The sequence below is a fragment of the Actinoplanes sp. NBRC 101535 genome (assembly GCF_030269225.1).
GTDB classification, from domain to species: Bacteria; Actinomycetota; Actinomycetes; order Mycobacteriales; family Micromonosporaceae; genus Actinoplanes; species Actinoplanes rectilineatus.
In genome coordinates this window covers 535,387-562,180 of sequence record NZ_BSSY01000005.1, presented here as the reverse complement: position 1 = coordinate 562,180, position 26,794 = coordinate 535,387, and the positions used below count along the sequence as shown (strand labels likewise).

At 71.1% G+C, this 26,794-nt stretch carries 24 protein-coding genes; 12 read left to right on the top strand and 12 right to left on the bottom strand.

From position 1 onward, the window contains the following. Together QSK32_RS17570 and QSK32_RS17565 are read right to left on the bottom strand one after the other, a co-directional pair. Entirely contained in the window at positions 1-1,332 is a 1,332-nt protein-coding gene (locus tag QSK32_RS17570) for a CotH kinase family protein (protein ID WP_045747493.1), read from the bottom strand. A 252-nt stretch (positions 1,333-1,584) separates the two neighbouring features. After that, complete coding sequence (locus QSK32_RS17565) at positions 1,585-2,187, bottom strand: TetR/AcrR family transcriptional regulator (protein WP_285472551.1); 603 nt, start codon at positions 2,185-2,187, stop codon at positions 1,585-1,587. Positions 2,188-2,304: 117 nt separating this feature from the next. On the opposite strand from QSK32_RS17565, the gene QSK32_RS17560 reads away from it, so the two are divergent. After that, on the top strand, positions 2,305-3,138 hold the full coding sequence (locus QSK32_RS17560; protein ID WP_285472550.1) for an SDR family oxidoreductase: 834 nt from the start codon (positions 2,305-2,307) through the stop codon (positions 3,136-3,138). 245 nt (positions 3,139-3,383) lie between these two features. On the opposite strand, the gene QSK32_RS17555 is transcribed toward QSK32_RS17560, so the two are convergent. From QSK32_RS17555 to QSK32_RS17545, 3 genes are read right to left on the bottom strand one after another with little or no spacing between them, the layout of a single operon-like run. Then, a complete protein-coding gene (locus tag QSK32_RS17555) occupies positions 3,384-4,034 on the bottom strand; it encodes a response regulator (RefSeq protein WP_285472549.1) in 651 nt (216 codons plus the stop codon). Then, on the bottom strand, positions 4,031-5,386 hold the full coding sequence (locus QSK32_RS17550) for a sensor histidine kinase (protein ID WP_285472548.1): 1,356 nt from the start codon (positions 5,384-5,386) through the stop codon (positions 4,031-4,033). Before QSK32_RS17550 ends, QSK32_RS17555 begins: the two co-directional genes overlap by 4 nt. After that, positions 5,386-6,996, bottom strand: a complete 1,611-nt coding sequence (locus QSK32_RS17545) for an FAD-binding oxidoreductase (RefSeq protein WP_285472547.1) — start codon at positions 6,994-6,996, stop codon at positions 5,386-5,388. Before QSK32_RS17545 ends, QSK32_RS17550 begins: the two co-directional genes overlap by 1 nt. Before the next feature lie 247 nt (positions 6,997-7,243). On the opposite strand from QSK32_RS17545, the gene QSK32_RS17540 reads away from it, so the two are divergent. Together QSK32_RS17540 and QSK32_RS17535 are read left to right on the top strand one after the other, a co-directional pair. Then, positions 7,244-7,783, top strand: a complete 540-nt coding sequence (locus QSK32_RS17540; RefSeq protein WP_285472546.1) for a hypothetical protein — start codon at positions 7,244-7,246, stop codon at positions 7,781-7,783. Beyond that, entirely contained in the window at positions 7,780-8,211 is a 432-nt protein-coding gene (locus tag QSK32_RS17535) for a GNAT family N-acetyltransferase (RefSeq protein WP_285472545.1), read from the top strand. Before QSK32_RS17540 ends, QSK32_RS17535 begins: the two co-directional genes overlap by 4 nt. 79 nt (positions 8,212-8,290) lie before the next feature. Here QSK32_RS17535 and QSK32_RS17530 read toward each other — a convergent pair whose 3' ends face one another. Further along, positions 8,291-9,448: an acyl-CoA dehydrogenase family protein gene (locus QSK32_RS17530; protein WP_285472544.1), complete on the bottom strand. Its 1,158-nt coding sequence runs from the start codon at positions 9,446-9,448 to the stop codon at positions 8,291-8,293. A gap of 66 nt (positions 9,449-9,514) precedes the next feature. Between QSK32_RS17530 and QSK32_RS17525 the strand changes: the two genes are divergently transcribed. The 6 genes from QSK32_RS17525 to QSK32_RS17500 all read left to right on the top strand — a co-directional run bounded on the left by QSK32_RS17525 (position 9,515) and on the right by QSK32_RS17500 (position 18,355). Next, complete coding sequence (locus tag QSK32_RS17525) at positions 9,515-11,596, top strand: type II toxin-antitoxin system Rv0910 family toxin (protein WP_285472543.1); 2,082 nt, start codon at positions 9,515-9,517, stop codon at positions 11,594-11,596. Next, positions 11,593-13,179: an AMP-binding protein gene (locus tag QSK32_RS17520; protein WP_083449682.1), complete on the top strand. Its 1,587-nt coding sequence runs from the start codon at positions 11,593-11,595 to the stop codon at positions 13,177-13,179. The genes QSK32_RS17525 and QSK32_RS17520 overlap by 4 nt, the downstream gene beginning before the upstream one ends. Before the next feature lie 9 nt (positions 13,180-13,188). Further along, positions 13,189-15,585 (top strand): hypothetical protein, encoded by a 2,397-nt coding sequence (locus QSK32_RS17515; RefSeq protein WP_285472542.1) that lies wholly within the window; start codon positions 13,189-13,191, stop codon positions 15,583-15,585. Next, positions 15,582-16,664: a hypothetical protein gene (locus tag QSK32_RS17510; RefSeq protein ID WP_285472541.1), complete on the top strand. Its 1,083-nt coding sequence runs from the start codon at positions 15,582-15,584 to the stop codon at positions 16,662-16,664. Before QSK32_RS17515 ends, QSK32_RS17510 begins: the two co-directional genes overlap by 4 nt. Positions 16,665-16,745: 81 nt before the next feature. Further along, a complete protein-coding gene (gene msrA / locus QSK32_RS17505) occupies positions 16,746-17,249 on the top strand; it encodes a peptide-methionine (S)-S-oxide reductase MsrA (RefSeq protein ID WP_285472540.1) in 504 nt (167 codons plus the stop codon). Positions 17,250-17,827: 578 nt separating this feature from the next. Then, positions 17,828-18,355 carry a hypothetical protein gene (locus tag QSK32_RS17500; RefSeq protein WP_285472539.1) on the top strand — a complete coding sequence of 176 codons (528 nt, stop codon included), beginning with the start codon at positions 17,828-17,830 and terminating at the stop codon, positions 18,353-18,355. A 13-nt stretch (positions 18,356-18,368) separates the two neighbouring features. On the opposite strand, the gene QSK32_RS17495 is transcribed toward QSK32_RS17500, so the two are convergent. Next, positions 18,369-18,926: a TetR/AcrR family transcriptional regulator gene (locus QSK32_RS17495; RefSeq protein WP_245674329.1), complete on the bottom strand. Its 558-nt coding sequence runs from the start codon at positions 18,924-18,926 to the stop codon at positions 18,369-18,371. 69 nt (positions 18,927-18,995) lie between these two features. On the opposite strand from QSK32_RS17495, the gene QSK32_RS17490 reads away from it, so the two are divergent. After that, on the top strand, positions 18,996-19,436 hold the full coding sequence (locus QSK32_RS17490; protein WP_285472538.1) for a DoxX family protein: 441 nt from the start codon (positions 18,996-18,998) through the stop codon (positions 19,434-19,436). Here QSK32_RS17490 and QSK32_RS17485 read toward each other — a convergent pair. Genes QSK32_RS17485 through QSK32_RS17475 form a run of 3 tightly spaced genes read right to left on the bottom strand, consistent with a single transcriptional unit; the run spans position 19,433 to position 22,246 of the window. Further along, the gene (locus QSK32_RS17485; RefSeq protein WP_285472537.1) at positions 19,433-19,951 is read right to left on the bottom strand and encodes a hypothetical protein; all 519 of its coding nucleotides are present in this window, start codon (positions 19,949-19,951) and stop codon (positions 19,433-19,435) included. The two genes, QSK32_RS17490 and QSK32_RS17485, sit on opposite strands and share 4 nt — an antisense overlap. After that, positions 19,948-21,540 (bottom strand): serine/threonine-protein kinase, encoded by a 1,593-nt coding sequence (locus QSK32_RS17480; RefSeq protein WP_285472536.1) that lies wholly within the window; start codon positions 21,538-21,540, stop codon positions 19,948-19,950. The genes QSK32_RS17485 and QSK32_RS17480 overlap by 4 nt, the downstream gene beginning before the upstream one ends. Positions 21,541-21,592: 52 nt before the next feature. Next, complete coding sequence (locus QSK32_RS17475) at positions 21,593-22,246, bottom strand: hypothetical protein (RefSeq protein ID WP_285472535.1); 654 nt, start codon at positions 22,244-22,246, stop codon at positions 21,593-21,595. Between the two features lie 173 nt (positions 22,247-22,419). Here QSK32_RS17475 and QSK32_RS17470 point away from each other — a divergent pair, with 173 nt between their 5' ends. Then, on the top strand, positions 22,420-23,331 hold the full coding sequence (locus QSK32_RS17470; RefSeq protein WP_045747750.1) for a TAXI family TRAP transporter solute-binding subunit: 912 nt from the start codon (positions 22,420-22,422) through the stop codon (positions 23,329-23,331). On the opposite strand, the gene QSK32_RS17465 is transcribed toward QSK32_RS17470, so the two are convergent. Beyond that, positions 23,321-24,703: a sensor histidine kinase gene (locus tag QSK32_RS17465; protein ID WP_285472534.1), complete on the bottom strand. Its 1,383-nt coding sequence runs from the start codon at positions 24,701-24,703 to the stop codon at positions 23,321-23,323. The two genes, QSK32_RS17470 and QSK32_RS17465, sit on opposite strands and share 11 nt — an antisense overlap. A gap of 18 nt (positions 24,704-24,721) precedes the next feature. Further along, entirely contained in the window at positions 24,722-25,381 is a 660-nt protein-coding gene (locus QSK32_RS17460) for a response regulator transcription factor (protein ID WP_285472533.1), read from the bottom strand. Between the two features lie 131 nt (positions 25,382-25,512). Here QSK32_RS17460 and QSK32_RS17455 point away from each other — a divergent pair, with 131 nt between their 5' ends. Continuing rightward, entirely contained in the window at positions 25,513-26,307 is a 795-nt protein-coding gene (locus QSK32_RS17455) for an N-acyl homoserine lactonase family protein (protein WP_285472532.1), read from the top strand. Positions 26,308-26,794: the final 487 nt, after the last annotated feature.

Here is a 26,794-nt window from a genome sequence, read left to right as displayed (position 1 = left end):
TCACTTCGTGAAGTAGGCGGAGATGGTGGCGGACTCCTGCGTGACGGTGTCGGCGGTGACCAGGTCGGCGGCCTGCGCGGTCAACACGGACGCCCGCGCCTCGAGGAGTTTCGCCGCCTCGCCGCTGGTGTACAGCGACGCTTTCAGATCAGTCTGCGCGGTGGCGAAGAGCGCGGCGAAGGTCTTGTTCGCCTTGAAGCGTTCGACCAGGATGTTGCTTCGTCCGCCGGGGCCGCCCTGCTTCTGGCCGTTCTGTCCCTGACCGTTCTGCTTCTGGTCGCCTTGTTTCTGGTCGTTGCCACCCGGAGCCCCGCTCGGCATGGCGCCGCCGCTCGGCATCGCCCCGCCGCCCGGTGCACCGCCGCGCCCGCCACCGCCGCCCATGCCGCCGAACGCCAGGTTGTGGTCCCAGGCGACCACCGTGAACTGTGTCTTCTCCGTCGTGTAGCGCAGATACGAATTGTTGCCCGGACCGTCGATGTCGTCCGAGTTGGCGACCAGTTCCTCGAACGCCAGATACGTCGCGAAAGCATCGACGTCCAGGTGCTCACCCAGATCCGAACCGAACGTGGCGTCGTCCGACTCGTTGATGAACTTGAGGAATGCGATCAGCGGCACCAGGTTCGGATCGTCGTCGTCGGTCTCCTGGTCGAACACGTCCTCGTAATCGGCCGCGTCCTCACCCCGGTAGCTGTAGTCGCCGTCCGCCTCGGCCTTGTAGAGAATGCCCGCCGACGCGAAATTGGCCGCGTCCCAGGTGTCGTCCGGGTTCTCGACGGCCAGCCGCAGCACCTCGTCGCCGCCGTTCACGCTCAGGCGCAGCGACATCGCGGCCTGGGTGGCCAGTCCCGCCTTGCCGAGCAGGTCGAGCGCCACGGCCTCGTTCAGCGCCGTCGACGTGTTGTTCGATCGGATGACAAAATCGGTGTAGCCCTCGTGCGCCTGCCCGTCGACATACTTGTCCAGCCGCACCAGCCAGGGCAGATCCTTCGGATCCGCCGACGCGGAAACGCTCCGCAGCGACGAGTTGCCCTTCAGGCGCAGACCCACTTTCTCGTACGCCGACCCGTCTATCGTCATCGACGAGGAGATCCACCCCTTGTCGCCGTTGTCGAGGTACGCCGCGATCATCTCGTCGTAATCGGCCTGCTCGAACGTCACATCGATGTCATGCACCGTGCCGGTGTCGAACAGCCCGTCGGCCGACGTCGTGCTCCCTTCCGCCGACGCGCTCTCCTCCGCGCATCCCGCGAGCACGGCGATCCCGAGCGCTCCGATGAGGCCGGCCCCGAAGGCCCGGCGCGACAGCCCACTGCGCGGCAACGAATTCATGAACGCAAGGAAAACGTCCGCGTTCAGGACTCCGTTGTGCTGCACCTGTGGATCGACTGGCAACAGGTCGCTCGGAGCGCCCCGGGCCCGCAGTCCGCGGCGCAAGGCGTCGGCACCGGTGGCAGTCCACCCACACGCTCCGTTGGGGGTGCCGGGCACCTGTTCCGCGTTTCGCGTGTCCTGCCGACACCCGAAACGCTATGGACGCGCCCCGCCCGATCGTCGCCGAAACGGGGCACTTGCCCGTAGCTCTCACGGGTGAACGTCGGGGTGACCCAGGCCGTCGATCAGCAGGGTGCACACGGCGTCGAGTTCGTCCTCGACGCCGGGGGTCTGCCAGTCGCCGGTGTGGGCGGGGTGGTGGAAGCGGGTGGTGGCCGAGAAGACGGCCAGGGCCAGCGCGGCCGGGTCGGCGTCCCGGAACACGGCGCTGGTGACGCCGTCGGCGAGGATGCCCTGCAACTGGCGCAGCAGATCGGCCACGTGCTCGGCCGCCGCGTCGCTGTTCTCGGTGACCAGGATGCGGTACGCCGCGAACAGTTCCGGATCGTCGTGCGCCTTCGCGCGCTTCGCCGCCAGCAGGGCGGCGAGCCAGCTCCGCAACCGTTGCCGCGGCGGGATCTCGCTGTCACCCGCGATCGCGGCCAGGGCGTCGCGGTCCTGGTTCAGCCAGCGCCGGGAGACCGCCTCGCGCAGCGCCGTCTTCGACGGGAAGTGCTTGTAGACGGCGGCGTGGCTGACGCCGAGTGCCCTGCCCACGTCGACCACGGTCGCCTTGGCGGGCCCGTGGCGGCGCAGCACATCCTCAGTGGCGGACAGGATCATCTCCGCGTCGAGCGGCCCACCGGCGCGCATCAGACCTCACCGCTCAGCAGGCTGGACATCCCGCCAGCATAGTGCCCGGCCGTCCCTTGGTAACAGAATTCAAATTATGTAACCTGAACCACGTTCCCGACGGAAGAGGGTTTGATCATGACCATCCTGGTGACCGGCGCCCGAGGACACGTGGGCGCCGCCGTACTGGACGGACTGCTGGCCGCCGGCGCGACCGTGCGGGCGTCCAGCCGCACCCCGCGGCCCGGGGAGTTCCCCCGCGGCGCCGAAGTGGTGCGCGCCGACCTGACCGATCCGAGCACGTTCCCGGAGGCGCTGGCCGATGTCCGCACGGTGTTCCTCTACGCGCATCCGGCGACCGCGACCGAGTTCGCGGCGGCGGCCCGCAAGGCCGGGGTGGAGCACGTGGTCCTGCTGTCCTCCGGCTCCGTGCTGGCCGCGGACGCCGCCACCAACCCGATCGCCGCACAGCACCGCGCGGCGGAACGGGCGCTGGACGACGCCGGCCTCGGCCGGACATTCGTGCGGCCCGGCTACTTCGCGACGAACTCGCTGCGCTGGCGGTCAATCCGCACCGATCGCGTGCTGCGCACCGCGTTCCCGGACGCGATCACCGCACCGGTGCACGAGCGTGACATCGCCGCGGTGGCGGTGCACGCCCTGCTGGACGACCCCCGCAATGCCGCATATCCAGTGCTCGGCGCGGGCCCGGTGACCATCCGTGACCAGGTCGCCGCGATCGCCGAGGCGCTCGGCGAGCCGGTGCGCCTGGCGGAGATCGACGTCGACACCTACCGCGCCGACCTGCTCACACAGCTGCCCGCGCCGGTCGTCGACCGCCTGCTCCGGGCCGGCGGCAGCGTGCCGCAGCTGCCCACCGAGGTGGCGGTCGATGCCGTCCCCGGACTGCTGGGCCGGCCCGCGCTGACCTTCGCCGACTGGGCCCGCGACCACGCGGCCGACTTCCGCTGAGCCGATCAGGAGATCGCTGCGCATGCCCTTCGTGCCCCGGCTCGGCCATCGTGGGGGCCGAGCGGCTGCCGCCCTCGACCGGCGGCATCTCGCCGTGCACGTCGCCGTTCGGACGCGCCGGGCCGCTCGACACAGGGCCTGGGTGACTGGTGTCAAACGCGCTGTTCAACACCAGTCACCCAGGCAAGGTCGTACCAGCTACCAGTTACCAGTTACCAGCTGCGGCTGAGCGCCATACCTGCAGCTCATGGCTCCGGAGGTCGAGGGCGGGGCTGTAGCAGGCCGCGGTGGAACGCCTCCGTGACGGCGGCCGCGCGGTCGCCGACGCCGAGTTTCGCGTAGATGTTGAGCAGGTGCGACTTCACGGTGGCCTCGGTGACGAACAGTTTCGTGGCCGCGGCACGGTTGGTCGCGCCGCCCGCCACGAGGCGCAGGACCTCCAGCTCGCGACGGCTGAGCAGCCCGGTCGCCGACGACCGGACCCGGTTCATCAGCAGGGCCGCCGCGGTCGGCGCGAGCACCGCCTCGCCGCGGGCCGTGGCACGGACCGCCCGCAGCAGCGCGTCGCGGTCCGCGTCCTTGAGCAGGTAGCCGACCGCCCCCGCCTCGATCGCCGGCAGCACGTGGCTGTCGGTGTCGTAGGTGGTCAGCACCAGCACCTTCGCCGTGGAACCGGCCTCGGTGAGCTGCCGGATCGCGGTCACCCCGTCGACGCCGGGCATCCGCAGGTCCATCAGGATCACGTCGGGTTCGCACACCGCGGCCAGCCGGACCGCCTCCGCGCCGTCGCCCGCCTCCCCGACCACCTCGAACTCCGGCTCACGGGCGAACAGGCTGATCAACCCGTCCCGCACGATCGGATGGTCGTCGACGATCATCAGCCGAACGCGACTCATCGAACTTCCCCCACCGGCGCGTCGCTGTCCATCGGCACGTCCGGCCCGTGCCCCGTCCCGGGAAACGCGGGGACGCGGACCGAGATGCCCGTGCCGGAACCGGGCTCCGACTCGATCTCCAACGTGCCGTCCAGCGCCTCGATTCGCTGGCGCATCGCGACCAGCCCGAAGCCCGCCTCCGCGGAGGGCAGCCCGGGGCCTGAGTCCGCGGAGGGTAGCCCGGGGCCCGCCTCCGCGGAGGGCAGCCCGGGGCCTGCGTCCGGTCGCGTGGTCGGGGCCGGGGTGAAACCTCTGCCGTCGTCGCGGACGTCCAGGGCGACCTCGGCATCCATGTACGACAGTGTCACACCCACGCGCCCCGCCGCCGCGTGCCGGGCGACATTGCTCAGGGCCTCCTGTGCCGCCCGCAGCAGCGCGATGTCGGCGTCCGGCGGCAGTTCCCGCGGGTTGCCGGTGGTGGCGAACCGGACCGGGACGCCATGCAGCCGCGACCACCGGGCGGACACCCCGGCCAGGGCCTCACCGAGCCGGGCGGTCCGCAACGGCTCCGGGCGCAGCGCGTGCACCGAGCGGCGCGCCTCGGCGAGGCTCTCGCGGGCCAGGTCGGCGGCGGCGACGACATGCCGGCGGCGTACCGGTGGGTCGTCGTCGGCGTGCTCGGCCGCCCGGAGTTGGCTGATGATGCCGGTCAGCCCCTGCGCCAGCGTGTCGTGGATCTCGCGGGCCATACGCCGGCGTTCGTCCCGGACGCCGTCCTCGCGGGCCCTCGCGACGAGTTGCTCCTGCAGTGCCTCGTTCTCGGCCAGCGACTCACGCAGCCGTACGTTGGCCTCCCGTGCTTCGGCTGTCGCCGTCCGTAGCCGTTCGTTGGCCGTCCGCGCCGCGGCCAAGGCTCGCACCCGTTCCTCGTTGCGCTGCTCGTAGCGTTGCAGGAACCAGGCGAACCCGAGCAGCGGCAGCATGTTCGCGGCGATCACCGCGGCGACCAGGAGCCGGCCCGCCGGGGTGCTCTCGTCGATGGTCGACGCCTGGGCGAGACCCGCGACCACGGCCGTCGCGGCGACCCCGGCGAGCTGCCCGGGCCAGGCGAGCAGGCTGAACGCGTAGAAGTAGGGGACCGGGGTGAACAACCCGAACAGCGGCGCGCGCACCACGAGAGCCCCGACGAGCACGATCAGCCCGGCGACGAACAGCGCCGGCGTCCGCTGCCGCATCCACCGCAGCCCGAGCAGCCACACCGCGACGCCCGCGCACAGGATCAGGTCGCCGGCCGGGGACTGCCCGTCCGCGCGGCGCAGCAACACGGTCCCGGCGGCGAGGACGGTCAGCAGCGCGTACGAGATGGGAAGCATCAGAGGGACAGAGCGTGCCGGAACGTCCCACGTGGATCCCATCGCGCCTTCATCCGCCGCAGGCGGGGCAGGTCGTCCTTGTAGTAGAGCTGGTGGGCGGACACCCCGGAGGTGTTCCACGCCGGGTCGAGCAGGTCCACGTCCGGATAGTTGATGTAGGAGCCGTCGTTGACCTCGCCGGGCACCGGGACGCCGCCGGTCTCGCCGTAGACGTCGCGGTACAGCTCGCGGACCCAGGCCAGCCGGGCGGCGTCGTCGGACTCGTCGGACCACGCCGTCTGGTAGACGGCCTTCATCACCACGTCCCGCTGGGCCACGGCGGTCTGCCCCGGCGGCACCGCGCGGACCTGACCGCCGTAGCCGATCAGCAGGACGCTCGCGTCGGCCGTCCCGCTGTCGTCGGTGAGGTGCCGGTGCACCGCGGCGATCTGATGTGGGGTCATCGAGCGGCGCAGACAACCTGCCTTGATCTTGTAGCGGCGGCTGGTCGCGTCGCCCGACTCGCCGGTGCCCGGCCAGGTCATCTTGTGCAGCCAGGACGACGTCCGCCGGGAGGTGAAGATCGGCTGCACGCCCGCACCGGCGGTCACCGCGGCCTCGAACGCGGTCACCATGCCGTCCGCGCCGGGCAGATCCGCGTCGATCTGGGCGACCAGCGTGAAATAACCGGCGGCGCGGTGCGACAGCAGCAGCAGGCCGTAGAGCCCGAGCGCGGGGGCGCCGGGGGCGCTGTTGCGCTCGTGCCAGACGCCGAAGTTGCGGACCAGGGTGCTGAACGACTCCTCGGTCAGACCGTCCCAGCCGAACGCGACGACACTCTCGAGCATCCGCTCCGGGGCGGGCGGCAGCAGCGGACCGCCGGCATCGTCGGCTTCGGGGGAGCGCAGCCAGTATTTCGTGACGACCCCGAAGTTGCCGCCACCACCGCCGGTATGCGCCCACCACAGCTCCCGGTTCGGATCGTCGGCCTCCCGGGTGGCCGTCACCGTGCGGGCGGTGTCGCCCCGGTCGGCGACGACGACCTCCACGCCGTACAGGTGGTCGACCACCGAACCGTAGCGGCGCGACAGAGCGCCGTAGCCGCCGCCGACGATGTGACCACCCGCCCCGACCGACGGGCAGCTGCCGCCCGGGATCGTCACACCCCAGCCCTTGAACAGCGCCCGGTAGACCTGACCGAGCGTGGCGCCCGGCTGCACGGCGAACGCGCGCATCGCCGGATCGAACGTGACCGCATCCATCGGCGACAGGTCGAGCAGCGTGCGGACGCCGGGGTCGGCGGTGAAATTCTCGAAGCAGTGCCCGCCGCTGCGGGGGGCCACCCGCCGCCCGGCCCGCACCGCCTCGGACACGGCCTGCCGCACCTGCTCGGTGGTGGCGCAGACCCGGATCTCGTCGGGCCGCCCCGCGAACCGGAAGTTGTTGCCCCGCAGCAGACTGTCGTAGCGCCGGTCGCCGGGCGTGATGCGAACCGCGCCGACCGCGGCAGCGGGGGCGGCGGCAGCGGGGGCAGCGGCAGCCGCCGGGGACGTCAGGGCACCACCGGCCACGGCACCCGCGCCGACGATCAGAGAACGGCGGCGGACCTGGAGACGTTCGGGCTTGGTCATGCCGCCACGATTCCAGGACTCCGGCGGCGTACGCATCAATGGCCGTGATGATGTGAGGGCTGAATCGCGAACCCACCGATCGGCTGAGTGCGGGCTTGTTCCGGGGTGCCGAGGACGCCGGTACTCTCCGAATTGCGCGGCGCGACGAGGCTGGGGGATGGTCGACATGATCGGTTGACTGCGGCGACGGCCACAACGACTGCGGAAAGAGGAACGGGCGTCGCAGGTGGAGGCCTGCCTGCGGGATGTGGAGTTCGGGGACTCGGCGGAGCGTGACGACGCCCTCTGCCGACTCGACCTCGTGGTGTGGAACGTCTACCGAGGTGGCCCGCCGTGGCCGGAGAGCACGGGAGCGGTCCGGCACCTCAGCGCGATGATCGCCGACGGGCGGGCACCGTCGGACACGGTCGAGTCGATCGTCGAGTTGATCGGGGACGCCGCGGCCTGGGTGGACCAGGTGCCCGGGCTGGAGGAGGCGATCACGGATGCTTATCCCGTACTCCGCATGCTGTTGAACGACGCGCGGCCGGACCGTGCCCTCTTCCTGGCGGACAACCTGACCGCGATGGTCCGGCTCCCCGCGCTGGCCGGCCACCGCGCCGAACTGGCCACCGCGATGGTCCGCCGGCGCGATCGTGCCGCGGGCCTGCTCGGATCCGGACGACCCGGCCCGGCAGGCGGTCGGCGAGGCGCGACCGAGGCGAACCAGGGCAACGAGGCGAACCAGGGCAACGAGGCGAGCGAGGCGGACGAATGGGATGCCCTGCTCGACTGGATGGCCAGATGATCTGGAGTGTCCTACCGGCTGATGAGGATCTACTCGACCGGGCTGTCCGGCGATTCGGTGCGGGGAACGGCGCCGCGGCATTCGTGCCGGCACCCGGGGCGCTCGCGTTCGTCGCGGCGGACGAGGACGGCCTTCTCGGCTGGTGCTGGGGACATGTGCTGGCCAGACCGGACGGCAGCAGCATGGTCTACCTGCATCACCTCGAGGTCGCGGAGCAGAACCGGCGGCGCGGCATCGGGCGGGCCCTGCTGCGGGCGTTCATGGAGGCGGGGGCGGAGTTCGGCGCCACCAGGATGTTCCTGATCACGGGGGAGGCGAACGCGGGCGCGCGCCACCTCTACGAAACGATGGGCGCGACGGTGGCAACCCAGGGACCGACCGTGAACTACTGGTTTCCACTGACGAAGAGGACAGGCGGGACCACATGACGACCGGACCGGTCGAGCCGGTGCTCTACTTCGAGGAGATCCGGCGGGTCAGATGACCCGTCACCGTGACGGACGATCCTCACTGATAGCCGAAGACCTTCGCCGCCAGGTCGGACATGATCTCGTCGGCGCCGCCGCCGATGCCCAGGATCCGGGTGTCGCGGTAGTGGCGTTCGACCTCGGATTCCCGCATGTACCCCATGCCGCCGTGCAACTGGACCGCGGCGTCCACCACGAACTTGCAGGCGTCCACGGCGGCGTTCTTGGCCAGGCACACCTCGCCGATCACCGGGTCGCCGCCGGCATGGCGTTCGGCGATCGATCGGGTGTACGCGCGAGCCAACTCGATCCTCTGCCGCATCTCGACGAGTTTGTGCCGCACCACCTGCCGGCTGATGAGCGGGCGCCCGAACGTCTCCCGCCCGCGGACGTGCGCGAGTGTCAGATCGAGGCAGCGTTGCGCCACCCCGTAGGCGTGCACCGCCGCCATGATCCGCTCCGGGACGAACGCCTGGCCGATCAGCTGGAACCCGGTGCCCTCCTCGCCGATCAGATTGTGCACCGGCACCCGGCAGTCGTCGAACGACAGTTCGGCCGTGTCGGAGCAGAGCCAGCCCATCTTGTCCAGTTTGCGGGACACCGTGAAACCGGGCGTGCCCTTCTCGACGATCAGCATGCTGATCCCCGCGGCTCCCGGACCGCCCGTGCGGACGGCGGTGGTGACGAAGTCGGCGCGTACCCCGGAGGTGATGAACATCTTGGCGCCGTTGACCACGTAGTCGTCGCCGTCGCGGACCGCCGTGGTGCGCAGGCCGGTCACATCCGAGCCGGCGCCCGGTTCGGTGATGCCGAGCGCCCCGATCATCTCGCCGGCCAGTGCCGGTCGCACGAATCGGTCGATCAGGCCCGGCCCTCCGCCGGCGATGATGTGCGGCAGGGCGATGCCGTGCGTGAACAGCGAGGCGTGGCAGCCCGACGAGCCGCCGGCCTGCATGAACGCCTCGGTCAGGACGACCGTGTCGACGGTGGAGCCGCCGTCGCCGCCGATCTCCTCGGGGAAGCCGACGGCGTACAGGCCGGCCTTGGCGGTGCGCCGGTGCAGGTTGCGGGGGATCTCGCCGGCCTGTTCCCAGGCGGCCAGGTTCGGGAGGATCTCGCGGGCGACGAAACGGGTCATCGCGTCGCGCAGGGCTAGGCGTTCCGGAGTCTCGTACACGCCGCTGAGACTGTCTCGCATCGTCATTCCGGTCAATACCCTGTCGCGATCTTGCAGTGACGTGCGTCACTCGCTTACCGTCGGGCGATGCCGACACCATTGCGTGCCGTGTTCGCCATGGCACGGGCGGTCGCCGCCTCCGTCGTGTCCCGGGTTCTGTCCCCGCGGCGGGAGCCGCCGACAACGCCGCCTGCCGGTGGACCGCGGGTCTACGCGTACCCCTGCGATGTGCGGCAAGAGGTCGGCGCCCCGCCCGGCCGGGTCTTCGCGCAGATCGCGGATCCCGGGCGGCGTGGAAGCTGGCTGACCTCGCATCTGGGCTGGGTGGGGGAGACGCCGACCGGTTTCCGCGACGGCGAGCGGGTGGTGGAGCGGGTCAAGTTGATGGGCACACCCGCCGAGGTGCGGTGGACGATCGTGCGCGCCGAGGCGCCGCGGTGTCTGTGGCTGGAGGGCCGTGGTCCGATGGGGATCAGTGTCGGGTTCGCCCTGACGGTGGAGCCGTCGGGGTCCGGGACCACGGTGCGTTTCGACGGCGGGGTGGAGGGCGGCACGGCGGACGGGCCGCTGGGCCCGATGGTGGCCCGCAACCTGGGCGATGCGGTGCGGGTCTCGCTGAAGCGGCTGGCCGGGGGAGCCCGGCGCGAGCCGGAGCGGGCAGCCGGCCGTGACCGGGAGCGGGCGGCGAAACCTGGGCCGGTCCGGCACCAGCGCACCGGCCAGGACCTGGACGCATGGACCCCGGTGATCGTGGGCGTGGGCCAGGTCAGCGACCACGGGACCGAACCGCGCGACGGTGACCCGGTGTCGCTGGCGGCGCGTGCGGCCCGGTCGGCGGCCGCGGACTGCGGGGCGGGAGAGCGGATCTGGGCCGAGGTGGATCTGGTCGGGTACGTCGCCAGCGTGTCCTGGCAGTACCCGGACGCGGCGGCACTGCTCGCGGACCGGGTGGGAGCCCGGCCGTCCGAAACTGTTCAGACGACGGTGTTCGGTGGGGACGGTTCGCTGCGGCTGCTCAACGACGCGGCGGCGGCGATCGTGGACGGCCGGGCCCGGGTGGCGCTGCTCGGAGGAGGCGAGGCCGCGGCCACCGCGGCGGCCGCCGAGCGGGCCGGAATCACGCTCGACTGGCCGCGACAGGACGACGACGCCGTACCCGGCCGGACCATCGGCGTCGACACGGCACCCAACACCGACGCGGAGATCGAGGCGGGGCTCGTCGCGCCCATCCACCTCTACGCGCTCATCCAGTCGACCCTTCCGGGCGGGGCGGGCGAACTGTGGTCCCGGTTCTCCAGGGTCGCGGCCGGGAACCCGTACGCGTGGCGCAGGGAAAGCCTCACCGCGGCGCAAGTGGCCGCTCCGGGGCCGGGAAATCGCCCGATCGCCGACCCCTATCCCAAGCTGATGACCGCGAACCTGCAGGTCAACCAGGCGACCGGAATCATCCTGTGCAGTGTCGCGGCGGCCACCGAGGCCGGCATCCCGCAGGAGAAGTGGGTGTTCCCGCACGTCGGCGCACACGCCACCGACGAGTGGTACGTGACCGAACGCTCGTCCTTGAACGAGTCCCCCGCGATCCGGGCGAACGGTCGTGCGGTCCTCGACCACGTGGCCCGCGACATCGGACAGATCCGGTACGTGGACCTATACGCCTGCTTTCCGTCGGCCGTGCAGATCGGCGCGGCGGAGCTGGGGCTCCCGCTCGACGACCCGGACCGGCCGCTGACCGTCACCGGCGGGCTGACGATGGCCGGCGGCCCGGGCAACAACTACTCCAGTCACGCGGTGGCCACGATGGTCCCGCTGCTGCGGGCCGCACCGGACGATCACGGTCTGGTCACCGCCCTCGGCTGGTACCTCACCAAACACGCGATCACGCTGCTGTCCGCGACGCCGCCGGAACGACCGTTCGCCGACCTGGACGCCGACGCGGCCGCGTCCCGCGAGAAGCCCCGCAAGGTCGCCGAAGGCTACACCGGACCGGCGACCCTCGAAGCCTTCACCACGACATACCACCGCGACGCCACCCCGGAGGCCCTGATCGTCACCGCGATCACGCCCTCCGGCGACCGGGTGATCCGCCGCGTCCCGCCCCGGCCCGGACCGCTGACACCCGGACAGATCCTGCACATCACCCGCGACGGATTCGAGGAGCCCCGGCCGTGAGCGCATCCGAACATCTCCGAGCAGTGCTGCGCATGCACCAGATCGGCATCGTGGACCTGCGCCGGCCCGACCGGCTCCTGCGTGCCGCGGTCGCCAACGCCCGCCTCGGACCGCAGGCCGCCCTCACCCAGAAGGCCGCCCTCGAACACCCGGACGCGCCCGCGCTCACCGACGAGCGCGGCACCTGGTCGTACCGCGAATACTACGAACGGTCGAACGCCCTGGCCCACGCCCTGCTCCGGGTCGGCCTGCCACCGCGCGCCGTGATCGGCGTCCTGGCCCGCGACCACCGCGGCCTGGCCTTGGCGATCACCGGCACCGCCCGGGCCGGCCTGCGCCTGGCCATGCTCAACACCGGCCTGGCGAAGACCCAGCTCGCCGAGGTGATCGACCGGGAGAACGTGCGGTTCCTGCTCTACGACCAGGAGTTCGCCGACATCGTGCCGACGAGCGTCCCCCGCTGTCTGACCTGGGCCGACGGGCCGTCCGAGGACCGCACCGTCGAGGACCTGACCGCAGCCGAACCGACCACGCCGCCGCAGCCCGAACCCCGCCGGCCCGGCGGCTTCATCATCCTGACCAGCGGCACCACCGGCCTGCCCAAGGGTGCCCCGCGGACCAAGGTGTCACCGCTGGCCAGCGCCCTGATCGCGGACCGGATCGCGTTCCCCCGGCAGGGCACCGCGGTGATCGCCTCCCCGCTGTTCCACAGCACCGGGTTCGGCGCCTGGACGGTGGGCCTGTCGCTGGCCAACCACGCCGTCCTGCTGCGCCGCCTGGACGCCGAGTCGATCCTGCGCGCGATCAGCGACCACCGGGCCGCGATGCTGGTCGCGGTCCCGACCATGCTCACCCGGATGCTCGCCCTGGGCCCGGAGATCATCGGGAAGTACGACACGTCGTCGCTGCGCGCGGTCTTCCTGGCGGGTTCCGCCCTCTCGCCCGAGCTGAGCACCCGTTTCCAGGACACCTTCGGTGATGTCCTGTACAACGTCTACGGTTCGACCGAGGTGGCGGTGGCATCCGTCGCCCAACCGCACGAGCTGCGACGATCTCCCGGCACGGTCGGCCGGCCGCCGGTGACCGTCCACGTGGCGCTCTTCGACGAGAACGACGAACGGGTCGACGAGCCGGGCGCGATCGGCCGGGTCTTCGTGCGCACCGGCATCCCGTTCGAGGGCTACACCGACGGCCGCACCAAACAGGTCATCGACGGCCACATGGCGACCGGCGACCGCGGGCACTTCGACACGGACGGCCTGCTCCACATCGACGGCCGCGACGACGACATGATCATCTCCGGGGGAGAGAACGTCTATCCGCTCGAGGTGGAGAACCTGCTCGCCTCCCGCGACGACGTCCTCGAAGCCGCGGTGATCGGCGTCGACGACCCCGAGTTCGGCACCCGCCTGCGCGCCTTCATCGTGCCGGCCGCGCACGCCGCCCAAGACCCGCAGCAGATCAAGGACTTCGTCAAGGCGAACCTGGCCCGCTACAAGGTGCCCCGCGACGTGCTCTTCCTCGACGAGCTACCCCGCAACCCCACCGGCAAGGTGCTCCGGCGCGAGCTTCCCACCGATTAGGGGTACGGGATGAGCGACATCGTGGACCGCATCGAGGCGATCCGGCTCCTCGCGTACCGCAACCGGCTCGCCGAGGCCGAAGGGCAGACGAAGGACCTCATCGAGATCCTCACCCGCACCGAACTGGACCGGCACCTGGCGAGCATCCAGGAGACCATCGACGACTACTTCCTGCCCCGGCGCCGGGCCCGGCTGCAGGTGGTGCTGACCAACCGTCTCTCCGCCCGCGAACCCGAACCCCCGGCTCCCGCACAGGCGGCCCCCGAGACACCGCTGACCGCGCAGGAACTCGTCGAGCAGTTCGAGGCGGGGCTGGAGGAGCTCAGCGGGCGGCACATCTTCGAATGGTCGACCTACTACCGCGACTGGCTGGAGGACGACTTCGACCGGTTCCTGCGCCTGATCGACGACGAGACGGATCAGGTCGACTGGTTCCTGCAGTACGTCCTCTTCCTGCTGTGGCAGCACTCCACCGAGATCTTCCAGAAGGGGTTCAACCATCAGCTGACCCGCGGCGAGAGCCAGGACTACGCCCAGTCGAAGAACATGAACGGCCTGCAGCACTTCCTCGACCTGCCGATCGACTTCTACTGCCACCGGCTGGACCGGGCCAGTCGTACCCAGCAGGCCCAGGATCTGCGCAGACTCACCTCGACCATGCTGATCGCCATCCTCGGCGGGTTCGCCGACGTCGACTTCGGCACCCGCAAGGGCTGGGAGATCCTGTCGGTCGAGTACCGCTCGTGGGCGCACACCCTCGCGTTCCTCACCGAACCGGACCTCGACCGGCTGCAACAGGTGCTGGGCAGCAGCCTGTTCGGCGACCGGATCGCCCGGATCGTGCGGCCGACCGCCGCGGCGATCGACGACCTGGGCCTGGGCCGGCGGCACGTCCCGCTGCCCGCGATCTCCCAGTTCCGGGTGAACGAGAACCGCCTCGACATCACGCTGCGGCCCTCGGACCTGTCCCCGATCGCTCACATGATCGAACTCCAGTGCTACCTGGACGACAGCGTCGACCCGCTGGACCTGGTCGAGGCGTCCCGGCGGGGCGTGGCCGTGGTGGTCGCCCCGCTGCGCCCCGACCTGCGCTCCGAAGTGGCCCGCGACCCGCGGTTCGCCACCATGGTGGTGGCCGCCCGCGGGGACCAGCCCAGCGACGTGGGCGACACCCGGGAGACCGTGTTCGGGATGCTGGTCGACCACGCCTACCGCGCGGAGACCCGGGCCGACCGGCACCAGCCGCTGCTGCGCAACCCGGCCCTGGACTTCCCGCTGGCCGAGCCGGGACAGCTGCGCTTCTACCGGGTACGGCGGCGCAGCGTGCAGAACCTGCTGCGCACCTACGAGAGTCGCAACGGCGTACGCCTGTGGTGCAGTGTGCGGCGCAGCGGCAAGACCACCGCGGGTTTCGACCTGGGCTCGTCGACCGGCCAGGCCACCATCATCAGCCAGACCTGCGACACCACCGGGCAACGCGAACACGACAGTGTCTTCTACGACCGGGTGTCGGACGCGCTGGACAAGGGCCGGCGGATCCCGCAGGACTTCGTGGAGGGCCTGATCGACCACTGCTCCGACCGGGAATCCAGCGAACACGGCCGGATCGTCTTCGTCCTCGACGAGTACGAGACGCTGTTCGGCCAGCTCGCCGCGTTCCTGCGCCGCGACCGCGACATCCGGTTCACCGTCGTGCAGCCGCTGATGAACCAGCTCGTCCGGTTCTCCCGGGAGAACCTGCTCATCTTCCTCGGGCAGCAGCCCAACGCCCACTTCATCATGATGGACCAGAACCAGCTCAGCCCCCTGGTCCGCCAGGACCCGTTCCCGCTGTTCCCGCACCACGCCGGCGACGAGAGCAGCGAATTCTCCGAACTGGTCGCCAAGGCCCTGGGCAACACCATGTCGCCGGACCCGTCCTTCATCGACGGCGTGTACGCCGAGACGTCCGGCCACCCGTACCTGACCGTCAACCTGCTGCGGGAGTTCGTGCAGTCCCTGATCGACCAGGGCCGCCCGCAGTCCGAACTGACCCTGGACCGCAGCGACATCGAAGGCTTCTGCGGTGCCGCCCTCACCCCGTCGATGCTGGGCCGCAGCTCCGAGTACGACTTCTTCCGCAGCGCGGCCGCCGAGGCGCTCGGCGACTTCGGCCGCGAACACAGCCCGTGGCTGCACGACGTGTACGCCTGCATGCGCGGCCTCATGCAGGCGTCCCCGACGACGTTCCGGTGCTCGCACGCCGACTTCGAGGCCATCGCCCGCACCGTGACCACCCACCCGCAGACCCTGCTCACCGCCGCGGCGGCGAGCAACTTCATCGCCCACGACAACCAGTGGGTCTGGCCACGGATCCGTCTCCTCGGCCGGATCGCCGCCGTCTCCGAGGGGAGCATCCACGCATGAGTGACGTCGCCGACCAGGTCACCCCGGCGCAACTGGCCCGCAGCGTCCGCGACCGGCTGGCCGGCGCCGGCGCCGGCGGGGGCGCTTCCGTAGGCGCTTCCGGGGGTGCTTCCGGGGGTGCTTCCGGGGGCGCGGAACTCACCGGCTTCTGGTTTCAGGTCGCCGGCAGCCGCGAGGAGTACGCGATCGAACTCCGCGAACACCTGCGGGACGTACCGATCGCGGTGGTCGTGGTCCGCGACGTCTCGTTCGCCAACGCGAACGCGCTGCTCAACGACTTCATGGCGGTCCTCGAGGGGAACCGGCAGGACTGCCTGGACGCGTTCGGCCACGAACCCGGCGCCACCCGGTACGGCGTTGTCCTGCTGGCCCGTACCGAGATGCGCCTGCCCCAGCTGTCGTCGCCGGCCCGGGTGCCGGACTGGTTCCCGAGGATCGGCGGCCGGGAGATCTCCGTCGTGATCCTCGATCTCACCTGGCGGGTCGAGGTGAGCCTGAACGCCGACGAGCGGGCGGTCGGCCGCCTGCGCCGGTCCGTCCACGAGCTGGAAGGCGTCCTGCTCACCCGGCTGATCGAGGTCTGGCGCGACGCTCCCACCACCGCCCAGCCGCTGTGGTCGGTTCTGTCCAGCCGCGGCGAACGCTACGACGACTTCCTGAAAGATGCGGAGGCGGCACACGGCGAGGTCAGCAACCCGGAGTCGTTCCGGCCGAGCCTGCGCGAGGGACGATCCCTGGTCGCCCGCCTGTGGGGCGCCATGCAGAAGACCCACCCGGGCGGGGTGCCCCGGCTTGCGAAACACCTGGCCGGCGCACTGCGGCTGCCCGACGACCCCGGCGGGCACTGGCATCCCACCCTGGCCCAGGTGATCAACCGCACGCCGGACGGCCCGCCGACCGAAGCCGGGCGGTTCTGCAGCAACCTGTTGACCACACTCGCCTGGTCCTGCCAGCTCACGACGGCGGCGGCGCACGCGGCCGAATACCCGAACTTCCCGGTCCCGCTGCTCACCTCGTTCTTCTTCGACCTGCGGACCGGCCTGGCCGGCGCGTGCGCGGTGCTGCGCTCGACACGGTGACGCCGGGTCGCCGTGTCGGGGCGGGCGCGGCGAGCTAGTGTTCGCGGCGGAAGCTTTGCGAACGAATGGGGTGCAGGAGACATGGCCACGGAGAAGGCGATTCTGGCCGGCGGCTGTTTCTGGGGGATGCAGGACCTGATCCGGAAGCGTCCCGGTGTGGTGTCCACGCGGGTCGGCTACACCGGCGGCCGGGTGGAGAACGCGACGTACCGCAACCACGACGGTCACGCCGAGGCGATCGAGATCGAGTTCGACCCGGCCGCGACGTCGTACCGGGATCTGCTGGAGTTCTTCTTCCAGATCCACGACCCGACCACGGTCAACCGGCAGGGCAACGACATCGGCACCAGCTACCGCTCGGCGATCTTCTTCGAGACCGACGAGCAGAAGCGGGTCGCCGAGGACACCATCGCGGACGTGGACGCCTCCGGCCTGTGGCCGGGCAAGGTCGTCACCGAGGTGACCGCGGCCGGCGCGTTCTGGCAGGCCGAGCCGGAGCACCAGGACTACCTGGAGCGCATCCCGAACGGTTACACCTGCCACTTCCCGCGGCCCGACTGGAAGCTCCCGCGCCGCGCGCAGTGACCCGAAGCCGCTGTCTGACGGATACTGCTGCGACCTTGGTGCGCTGACCCCCGCCCGGGGTGGCCCGCGCACCAAGGTCGGCTCACCGATGTAGGCCGGTGCGCTTCTGCCCGATCACAAGCCTGATGGGGGTACGCACGGGTGGGCCGACCGTGGCCCGCGGCGGCCACCAGGCCGTGCCGTGCCGTGCAACCCGGCGTCGCTGCTGTGGTTCGGCCATCTGTGCGGTGTGGTCCGACTGCCCCACGGAGCGCTGATCGTGTGCGGTGTCGTGGCGGGCCGCGAGGACAGCGGCCCTGACTGGCTGGACTTCTACCTGCCGCTGAGCGCGTTGGGCCGTGCCGAGCCCCGTTCCGGCTCGCATATGGTCGGCGGTCCGGCCTCGTTGGCCTGGCGGCGGCAGCGTGCGCTACCTGCCCGCGACGGATTGACCAGTGCTGGGTGGACATCGTGCGAATCTCGTCTCACGCCCTCCAGAGCGCATCACCTGACGACGCGGGTTGCGGTATCGACACGGCGCTGGCCTGTGGGTGCCGCAGCGTGCAGAGTGGCTTGTCATGCGACGGAGAGCAGGACAGTTGATCATTATCCTGGGTGCCGCCTCCGGGCTCGCCGCGTGTTCGGTGCCCGAGGAGGGGATCACCGGGCTGACGGTCGACGCTCAGGGAGACCTCTGGGGCGCCGTCGCGATGTGTTACGACGATCCGCCGGACGTCGTCTATCTCGCCGGTTTCCGGCCGGCGCCCGCGCCTTCGCAGAGCGCCCCGGACGACCACCCGAGCCTGGCGGGCGAGGAACTGGGCGAGGTCGAGTACACCGTTCCGCGAGGCGCCGGCCGGGTGCTGAGTTTCCCGCTGGAGGCTCCCGCCGACGGGTGGGTGGCGAGTCTCGGGCCGCCACGGCTCCTGCCCGACGTGGACTACCGGTTGTACGGCCACACCAAGAACAACAGCTTTCGGACGATGGAGGTCGCGTTCCGGCTGTCCGACCGGGAGCGGCTCGCGCCCGGCACGGTGCTGATCCAGGACGTACGCAGCGACGAGGATGTCCTGGTGTCGCAGGCCGAGTTCGCGGATCGTGGCAAGAGGTTCTGCCTGGGCACGTGAGTGGTGTCGGCTGTCACGGTCTGACGAAGGCGGCTCGCAGGACGGCGCGGATGGTGGCCTCGGGGTCGCCGTCGGCACTTTCGGCCATGCTCCCGTTGAGCCACAGGCTCGCGAAGCCGTGCACCGTCGACCACGCTGCCAGGGTGAGGGCCCGGTCCGGGCCGGCGTCTCCGGACAGCGTGCGTGATCCGGCCCGGAGGATGCCGGCGGCGCGGCGTTCGGCGCTGACCACGTCCGGGTCGTCCCGGCGGTAGAGGTCGGGGCGGAACATCACCTGGAAGTGCGCGCGATGGCTCAGGGCGAACCGCACGTAGGCCACCCCGACCTCGAAGAAGTCGTCGCCGGCCGCCGCGAGGGCGTCGGCGAACAGTTCGTAGCCCTCGGCGGCGACGGCGGTCAGCACGCCGGTCTTGTCGCCGAAGTGGTGGACCGGGGCGACGTGTGAGACGCCGCTGCGGCGGGCCAGTTCGCGCAGGCTCCAGCCGGTCGGGCCGGTCTCGGCGGTGGCCTGCAGGGCGGCGTCGATGATGGCCCGGCGCAGGTTGCCGTGGTGGTAGCCGATGTTCCTCACCTCGAATCTTACCGTTGACAACATCCTAGCCGAGGCGCAATCTTACCAACGACAAGATTGGGGAATGAGATGGCTCCGTTCTTCGCGCTGGCCGGTGGCTTCGCGATCTTCCGCCTGCTCGGCCTGGCCGGCATCGACATGCTCGACGACTGGCAGACCCCGCTGCGCTGGGCACTGGCGCTGATGTTCGTCCTCACCGGGACGACGCACTTCCTGCCCGGGTGGCGCCGGGAGATGGCCGCGATGGTGCCACCCGGCCTGCCCCGCCCGGAGCTGCTGGTCGCGCTGACCGGCGTCCTCGAACTGGCCGGGGCGGTGGGCCTGCTGATCCCGCGGGTCGCCCCACTCGCGGCGGTGCTGCTGGCGCTGCTGATGCTCGCGATGTTCCCGGCGAACGTGGTGGCCGCACGCCACCACCTGCAACTGGGCGGCCGCCCCGCCACCGCGTTACCGCTGCGGACGGCTCTGCAGATCGTGTTCGTCGGTGCCGCGGTGGCAGCAGCTTTCTAGGGGACGTAGACCTCGGCCAGGCTGACCGCTACGCCGTTGCGGGTTTTCAGGCGGACCATCGGCGTGGAGTTGTACTCGTACCATGCGGCGAACTCCTTGGCCGACGCCTTGCAGGTGGCCGCCGCCTGCTCGTCCATGCACTGGGTCAGGTCGTCGTTGCCGCTCGCGCCGACCAGGGCGAACTCCGCGTCGTCCGCCCGCGGCAGGGTGATCTTCGCTTCGCTGTCGGCGGTGTTCCAGGCGCTCTGGCACTGCTGGTTGTCCGGAGGCAGGTGGAACGCCTCGCAGAAATCCGGATTGATCATGAAGATGATCGGTTCGACGACGATCGCCTTGTCCTTGCCGCTCTGGTAGGTGAGCAGCCGCACGATCGAGTCGGTGTCGCCTCGACTGACGTCGGTGAACGTCGGCGTGGGGGCGGGCGCCGGCGAGGCCGACGACGTGGGTACCGGTGTCGCGGTGGAGCAGGCGCCGAGCAGCAGGACCAGGGGCAGGGCGAGCAGGCGGAGTCTCATAGCGTCCGGATCTCCACATCCTTGAACGTGACCTGCGCGTAGTCGGCGGTCGTCTCCAGCTCGTTCTCCACGCCGAGTTCGATCCAGCCGCTGATCAGCCGCCGGTCGTCGACGTCGGCGGTGAGCACCTCGGCGCCGTCCAGCGAGACGGTCGCCACGTCGTCGAGGATCTCCAGGCCGACCCGGTGGTCCTTGCCGTCGGCGAAGGCCGTCGAGCGGGCGGTGCCGACCGTGGTCGCGGCGCCCTTCGTGTCCAGGGTGACCGTGATCTCGCCGCGGCAGAGCGTCAGGTGGTAGCCCACCGTGTCCTCGATCCGGCGGAACGAGATGTACGCGCAACTTCCCGCCTGGGGCACCGACACCGTGACGGCGATCGACTGGTCGCCGCCGATGATGTCCTTCGGGCCGGGGCAGGAGCTGGACTCGCCGTACGGGGTGGTCGCCACCAGGTGCCCGTCGCGGAACCGGCAGGTGTTGCGCCCGTCGGCCTTCACCGTCCACTGGGCGGCCCGCCCCAGCGGGTCGATGATCATCGGACCGTTGCCGATCCGTGGGGTCGGCGCGGCCTCGACGGGGGCGGCGGGCTCGTCGAGCGCGGAGTTCTTGAGGGCGATCCCGCCGGCCGCGCCGAGCACCGCGAGAGTGGCCACGCCCGCCCCGGCCGCCGCGAGCAGACTGCGGCGGCGTCGTTGCCGGGAGCGCCCACCGGCCCGGGCGGCCTGCGCGGCCTGCCGCAGTTCGGGGCTGCCGGCCAGGTCGCCGACGCCGTGTGAACCGGTGTCGAGCAGCAGGTCCAGCAGCTCGGTCGAGGTGGGACGGTCGGCCGGGTTCTTGGCCAGGGACCGGTCCACGATCTCGCGCAGCGGCGACGGCAGGTTGCCGAGCTGCGGTGGCTGGGTGAGGATGCGGGCGGCCGTCGCGGCGGGGGAGTCCGCGCCGAACGGGGTCCGGCCGGTCGCCGCGTACGCGACCACCACCCCCCAGGCGAACACGTCCGACGCCGGCCCGACCCCGGAGCTGTCGCCGTCGAAGCGTTCCGGTGCCATGTACGACACCGTCCCCACCATCTGGTCGGTGCGGGTGTGGTTGCTGGTCGCCTCGAACGCCCGCGCGATCCCGAAGTCGATCACCTTCGGGGTGCCGAGCGAGAACAGCACGTTGCGCGGTTTGAGGTCGCGGTGGATGACCCCGGCGCCGTGGATCGCGGTCAGCGCCGTCGCCACGCCGATCGCCACGCTGTACAGGTCGCCGCCGGACAGCGGTCCCCGGTCGGTGACCACGTCGGCCAGGCTGGGGCCGTCCACGTACTCGACGACGAGGTAGGGGGTCTCGCTCTCCGGGTCGGCGTCGAGCACCGGCGCGGTGCAGAACGCCGGGACCTGCCGGGCCCGGTTGACCTCGCTGCGGAACCGTCCGCGGAACTCGGACTGGTGGGCCAGTTCGGGGCGGATCGCCTTGACCGCGACGAGGTTTCCGTCCGGTCCGCGGCCCAGGTAGACGGCGCCCATACCGCCCTCGCCGAGCCGGCCGAGCAGATGGTAACCGCCCAGCTCCGCAGGGTCGCCGGGTCGCAACGGATCGGTGGGCATGGGTCGGTAGATTACGGGATCAAGGAACGCCGTCGTCGAGGGGACCGGACGGTCAGCACAGGACCCGTGCGGCCGTGACGGGGACGGCGGTCAGCACCGGCGCGGCGCTCGCCGGAACCGTCACGACGAGGCAGCCCGGGCGCCGGGTGACCGTCGCGGACACGCCGAGCAGGCGGGCCGCCCGGACCAGCACCGCCGCGGTGTCCTGGTCGGGCAGGCGGACCCAGAGGCGGTCGGCGCGCTTGCGCCGTCCACCGGCGAGCAGCACGGCCCGCCAGGACAGGTGGGCCAGGGCCAGCCGTTGCAGGTTGCGCGGCGACGACACGCCCAGCGTTTCGGGGGAGAGCAGCGCCTGACGGCCCTGCCGCCAGGCCGCGGCCAGCATCCCGCTGGCCGCCAGGCGCAGGTGCCCGGGGACGAGTACGCCGTGCACCTCGTACCGCCGGCGGCCGCCGCCGGCCCGCACCTCACGGGTGGCCGCACAGCCGAGACCGCCGAGCAGCGCCGCCAGGCGGTCCGCGGCGTCCGGGTTGTCGAACTCGGCGAGGGCCGCACCGATCAGGGGCGCCGGGGTCAGCGCGGCGTGCCGCGACGGGCGCAACCCGGGCAGCCGGGGCGTCTCCACGCACTGTACGAGCACGGCCGACTCGAAGGCGGCCGGCAGCGCCGCGGCGAGCACGACGGCCCGGGCCGGAATCTGGTCCATGTGCTGTTCGCCCCCCTGTGGTTTGCGGGTTTCCGTTACCGTGCCGGGTCGGACGTTCAGCCGGTACTTCCCGGATACAAAGTTGAGGGAAACTTGCGGGGATCACGCCCTGCTGCGTTGGGAGACGGGTGGTACCCCGAACCAGGGGCCGGCGACTCGCCGGGCCGTGCCGGATGGCACTCGCCGGGCTCGCCACGCTCCTCATGATCACAGGCTGTGTCGGCGGGACTCCGGAGCAGCACCGGATCCGGATCGCGACCGGCAGCCCGACCGCCGTCTACTACGCGATCGGCAGCGCCTTCGCCGAGGTCGTCAACCAGGAACTGCCCGGCCTGGACGCCAGCGTGCTGGTCACCGCGGCCTCCGCGGAGAACCTGAACATGATCGTCAACGGCACCGCCGAGGTCGGGTTCACCCAGGCGGACGTGCAGGTGACCGGCGGCGACCCGGTGCCGGGGACGGCCGCGCTGGCCCGCGTCTACGACGACCTGCTGCACCTGGTGGTCCGCGCGGACAGCCCCATCAAACGGCTCCAGGACCTCAAGGGCCGCACCGTGTCGGTCGGGGCCCGCGGGTCGGGGACCGGCGTCACGGTCAGCCGCCTGTTCGCGGTGGCGGACATGAGTGCTGACGGAGTCGTACACCAGAGGGAATTGAGCCTCGACGACTCCATCCTGGCGCTGTCCCGCGGTGAGATCGACGCGTTCTTCTTCTCCGGCGGTCTCCCGGTCGCCGGGATCAAGCAGCTCAGCGGCGAGATCGGCACCAGGATCGTGGATCTCGCGGCCTGGGCCGCGCCGCTGCGCGACGCCTACAGCGACGTGTACGTGGTCCGCGACGTCCCCACCTCCGCCTACCGGATGCCGGCCGTGTCGACGGTCGCGGTGCCGAACCTGCTCGTGGTGTCGTCGTCGATGCCCGACGACGTCGCCTACGACCTGACCCGCCTGCTGATGGAACGCCGCGACGTGCTGGCCGCCGCGCACCCGGCCGCCGAACGGCTCGACCTGCGCACCGCCATCGCGACCCTGCCGGTCCCGTTGCACCCGGGGGCGGCCCGCTATTACAAGTCGGTCAAACCGTGACGGCGCCGGCCGGGAACCAGATGCTCGCCGCCAGCCCGCCGGACTCCGCCGGCGCCAGCTCGAACCGTCCACCGGACGCCTCCACCAGCACCGTGACGATGGACAGCCCCAGCCCGGCGCCGTCGACGTTCTGCGCGTCCGGGGCCCGCCAGAACCGCTCGGTGGCCTGACGGCACTGCTCCTCGGTCATGCCGGGGCCGGTGTCGCGTACGCGGACCTCCACGCCACCGTCGCGAGCCGCCACGCCCACCTCGACCCGCCCGCCGGCCGGCGTGAACTTGAGAGCGTTGTCGATCAGCGCGTCCAGCGCCTGATCGAGAGCGGTCGCCACCAGCCGGGCGTGCTGGGCCTCACCGGGCACGTCGGTGACCAGTTCGATGCCGCGCCGCTCGGTCAGCGGTGACCAGGCCTGCGCCCGGTTGAGGGTCAGCGACACCGCGTCCACCACCTCGACGCGCTGCCGGCCCCGCTCGGCCCGGGCCAGCTCGAGCAGCCCGTCGAGCACGTCCGCGAGCCGGTCGGTCTCCTCCAGGGCGATGTCGTTCTCGCCGCGCAGTTCCTCGTCGTCGAGGCGGCTGCCCAGGTCCTCGATCCGCAGGCGCAGCACGGTCAGCGGGTTGCGCAACTGATGGCTGGCGTGCGCGACGAACTCCCGCTGCCGTTCCAGCGACGCGGTGACCGTGTCGGCCATCTCGTTGAAACTCGCCGACAGCCGGCGCAGCTCGGGCGGGCCCAGACCGGGCTGCACCCGCGCGCCCGAGTCACCGGCGGCGATCTCGTGGGTGACCGCGTCGAGCCGGGTCACCGGCCGCAGCACCCACCCGGCCAGCCGGCTGGCGGTGGTCATGCAGACCGCCACGGCGACCGCCCCGACCAGGGCCAGGATCAGCCACAGGGTGAGGATCTCGCGGCGGCTGCGGTCGGATGGGGAGACGGTGAGCACCACGCCGAGCACCGCGCCGCCGTCGCTGATCGGCACCGCCACCACGACCGGTCGCTCGTCCCACGGCCAGAGCGTCTCCGGCATGCCGACCTGGTGCCCGGCCAGGGCGTCGCGGATGGCGATGCCGGTCTCCTGCGGGTCGCGCGGTTCGTCGCCGAAGACGCGCAGCACCTTCTGGTCCTGGTCGACCAGGACCGAGGCGATTCCGTACAACTCGTGGTATTGCTGAAGCTCGTCGCTGAGCGCGTCGAGCTCGCCGCTGCGCACCGCCGGGGCGGCCAGCGAGGCGAACCGGGTCGCGTCGGCCAGCCGGTCGGCGACCGCGCCCGCCGTCTCGCGGCTCGCCAGCGACGTTGCGAGCGGGATCTCCAGGGCCAGCAGCACCATGCACAGCAGCAGCAGATAGGTGCCCACGAGCCGCCTGCGCACACCGCCCCCTGCCCGCCGTCATCCGGTGCGCAAACGGTAGCCGACGCCACGTACCGTCTGCACCAGGCCGGGATCCCCCAACTTGCCGCGCAACGACGCGACGTGCACCTCAAGGGTGTGTTTGGCCGACCAGGTGGTCTGCCACACATCGAGCAGGATCCGTTCCCGGGTGACCGCCTCACCCGGCCGCCGTGCCAGCGACGCGAGGATGTCGAACTCCTTGCGGGTCAGGGTGACCTCTTCGTCGTTGAAGCTGACGGTCCGCGCGCCGTGGTGGATGCGCAGCGGCCCGATCTCGGCGACCTCGGGCGGGGCGGTGGAGGTGCGGACGGCCCGCCGCAGCAGCGCTTCGATCCGGGCCTGCAGCTCGGCCATCGAGAACGGTTTCACCACGTAGTCGTCGGCGCCCATCCGCAGTCCGGTCACCTTGTCGCGTTCCTCGCCGCGCGCGGTCACCGCGATGATGCCCAGGTTCTCGTTGCGCGCCCGCAGCGTCCGGCACACGTCGACGCCGTCGCCGTCCGGGAGGTTGAGGTCGAGCAGGACCAGGTCGCAGGGGGCGGCCTCGAGGGCGGCGGTGGCGGTGGCGGCATGCTCGACGAGGTAGCCGCGGCGCTGCAGCATGGACGTCATCACCGTGCTGACCCGCAGGTCGTCCTCCACGAGCAGGATCCGCATGGCCCCCCTTTGTCGGTTGTTTCAGATCGCCGGACGCTAACCGGGTTGTGTTTCAGACTGCCTTACTTTTCTCTGTCGACGGAGGATCCATCTAGGCTACCTTGGGATCCAATCGCTTTCGAGGGGGCAACATGGCAGTGCGGCGGATCATCGCGCTCACCCTGGGCTGGGAGGATCTGCCCAAGTCAGCCTCCGTCCATGGGGGCTCACGCACCGAGCGGGTCCGAGAGCCGGTGCCGTCGCTGCTGCTCGAGACCGGCGACGGATGGCTGATCCTCGACACCGGCTTCAACACGGCGCTGCTGCGGGATCCAGCGTTGCGTAGTCGTTTCTACCCAAGTCCGAACTATCAGCCTTCTCTTTCAGGGTCGCCGTCCGGTGAACCGCTGCTGGAGGCCCTGGACGCGGTCGGCGTCGCCCTCGGTGACATCACCGCCGTAGCGTTGAGTCACCTGCACGTCGACCACGCCGGCGGCCTGAAACACTTCGCCGGCCGCGTCCCCGTCCACATCCAGCAGGCCGAACTCGACTACGGCCTGAACAACCACCCCGAACCCGAGCACTACTCGATGGCCCGCATCGACTACGACGACCCGCGCATCGACTGGGTGCCCGCGACCGGCGACGTGCAGATCGCCCCGGGCGTCACCGCACTGTCCACCCCCGGACACACGCCCGGCCATCAGAGCTTCGTGGTGGACCTGGCCGGCGGCGGCGGTTACGTCTTCGCCTGCGACGCCGCCGACCTCACCGAGAACATCACCGAGGAACGGGCCATCGGCTCGTTCCGCGGGGCCACGCCGGAACAGACGGTCGAGCAGATCCGCCGGCTGAAGGACATCGGGGCGCGCCGCGGGTATCCGGTCATTCCCGGACACGACCCGGTCGCCTGGCCCACTCTTGCTGCGGAGCTTTCCGCCCTTTAGGGGTCATTCTGCTCTTGCTGCGGAGCTTTCCGCCCTTTAGGGGGCATTCTGCGGATTTGGGGGTACGCGTCGGCGGGAGTTCCGTGGCGGTCCAGGGCGTGGCGGTCCAGGGCGTGGCGGTCCAGGGCGTGGCGGTCCAGGGCGTGGCGGGCTGGCTGCTCCTGTCCCGTGCCGACGAAGTCTGTCCATGTGCACTCGACGTCGTCCGGAGCCAGCCGACCGGATGACGGTATCGCCACTGGCACCCGGTGTGTGAGGAGCTGCGCCGCCTGCGATCTTCAGCTGTGGATCGAGGGGCGTCGGATCCGCCACGGGTGTGGTGACTTCGGGTGTCCGGCGCGGCCGTAGTCGCTGCCCACCCCACATCACCACACCCCTGGTGGCGTGGTGAATACGGGCGCGCTGGACGCCCCAAATCACCACGCTGTTGTGGGTGTGATGAATTCGGGCGTGTTGAGCGCCCGAAATCACCACGGAGACAGACCCT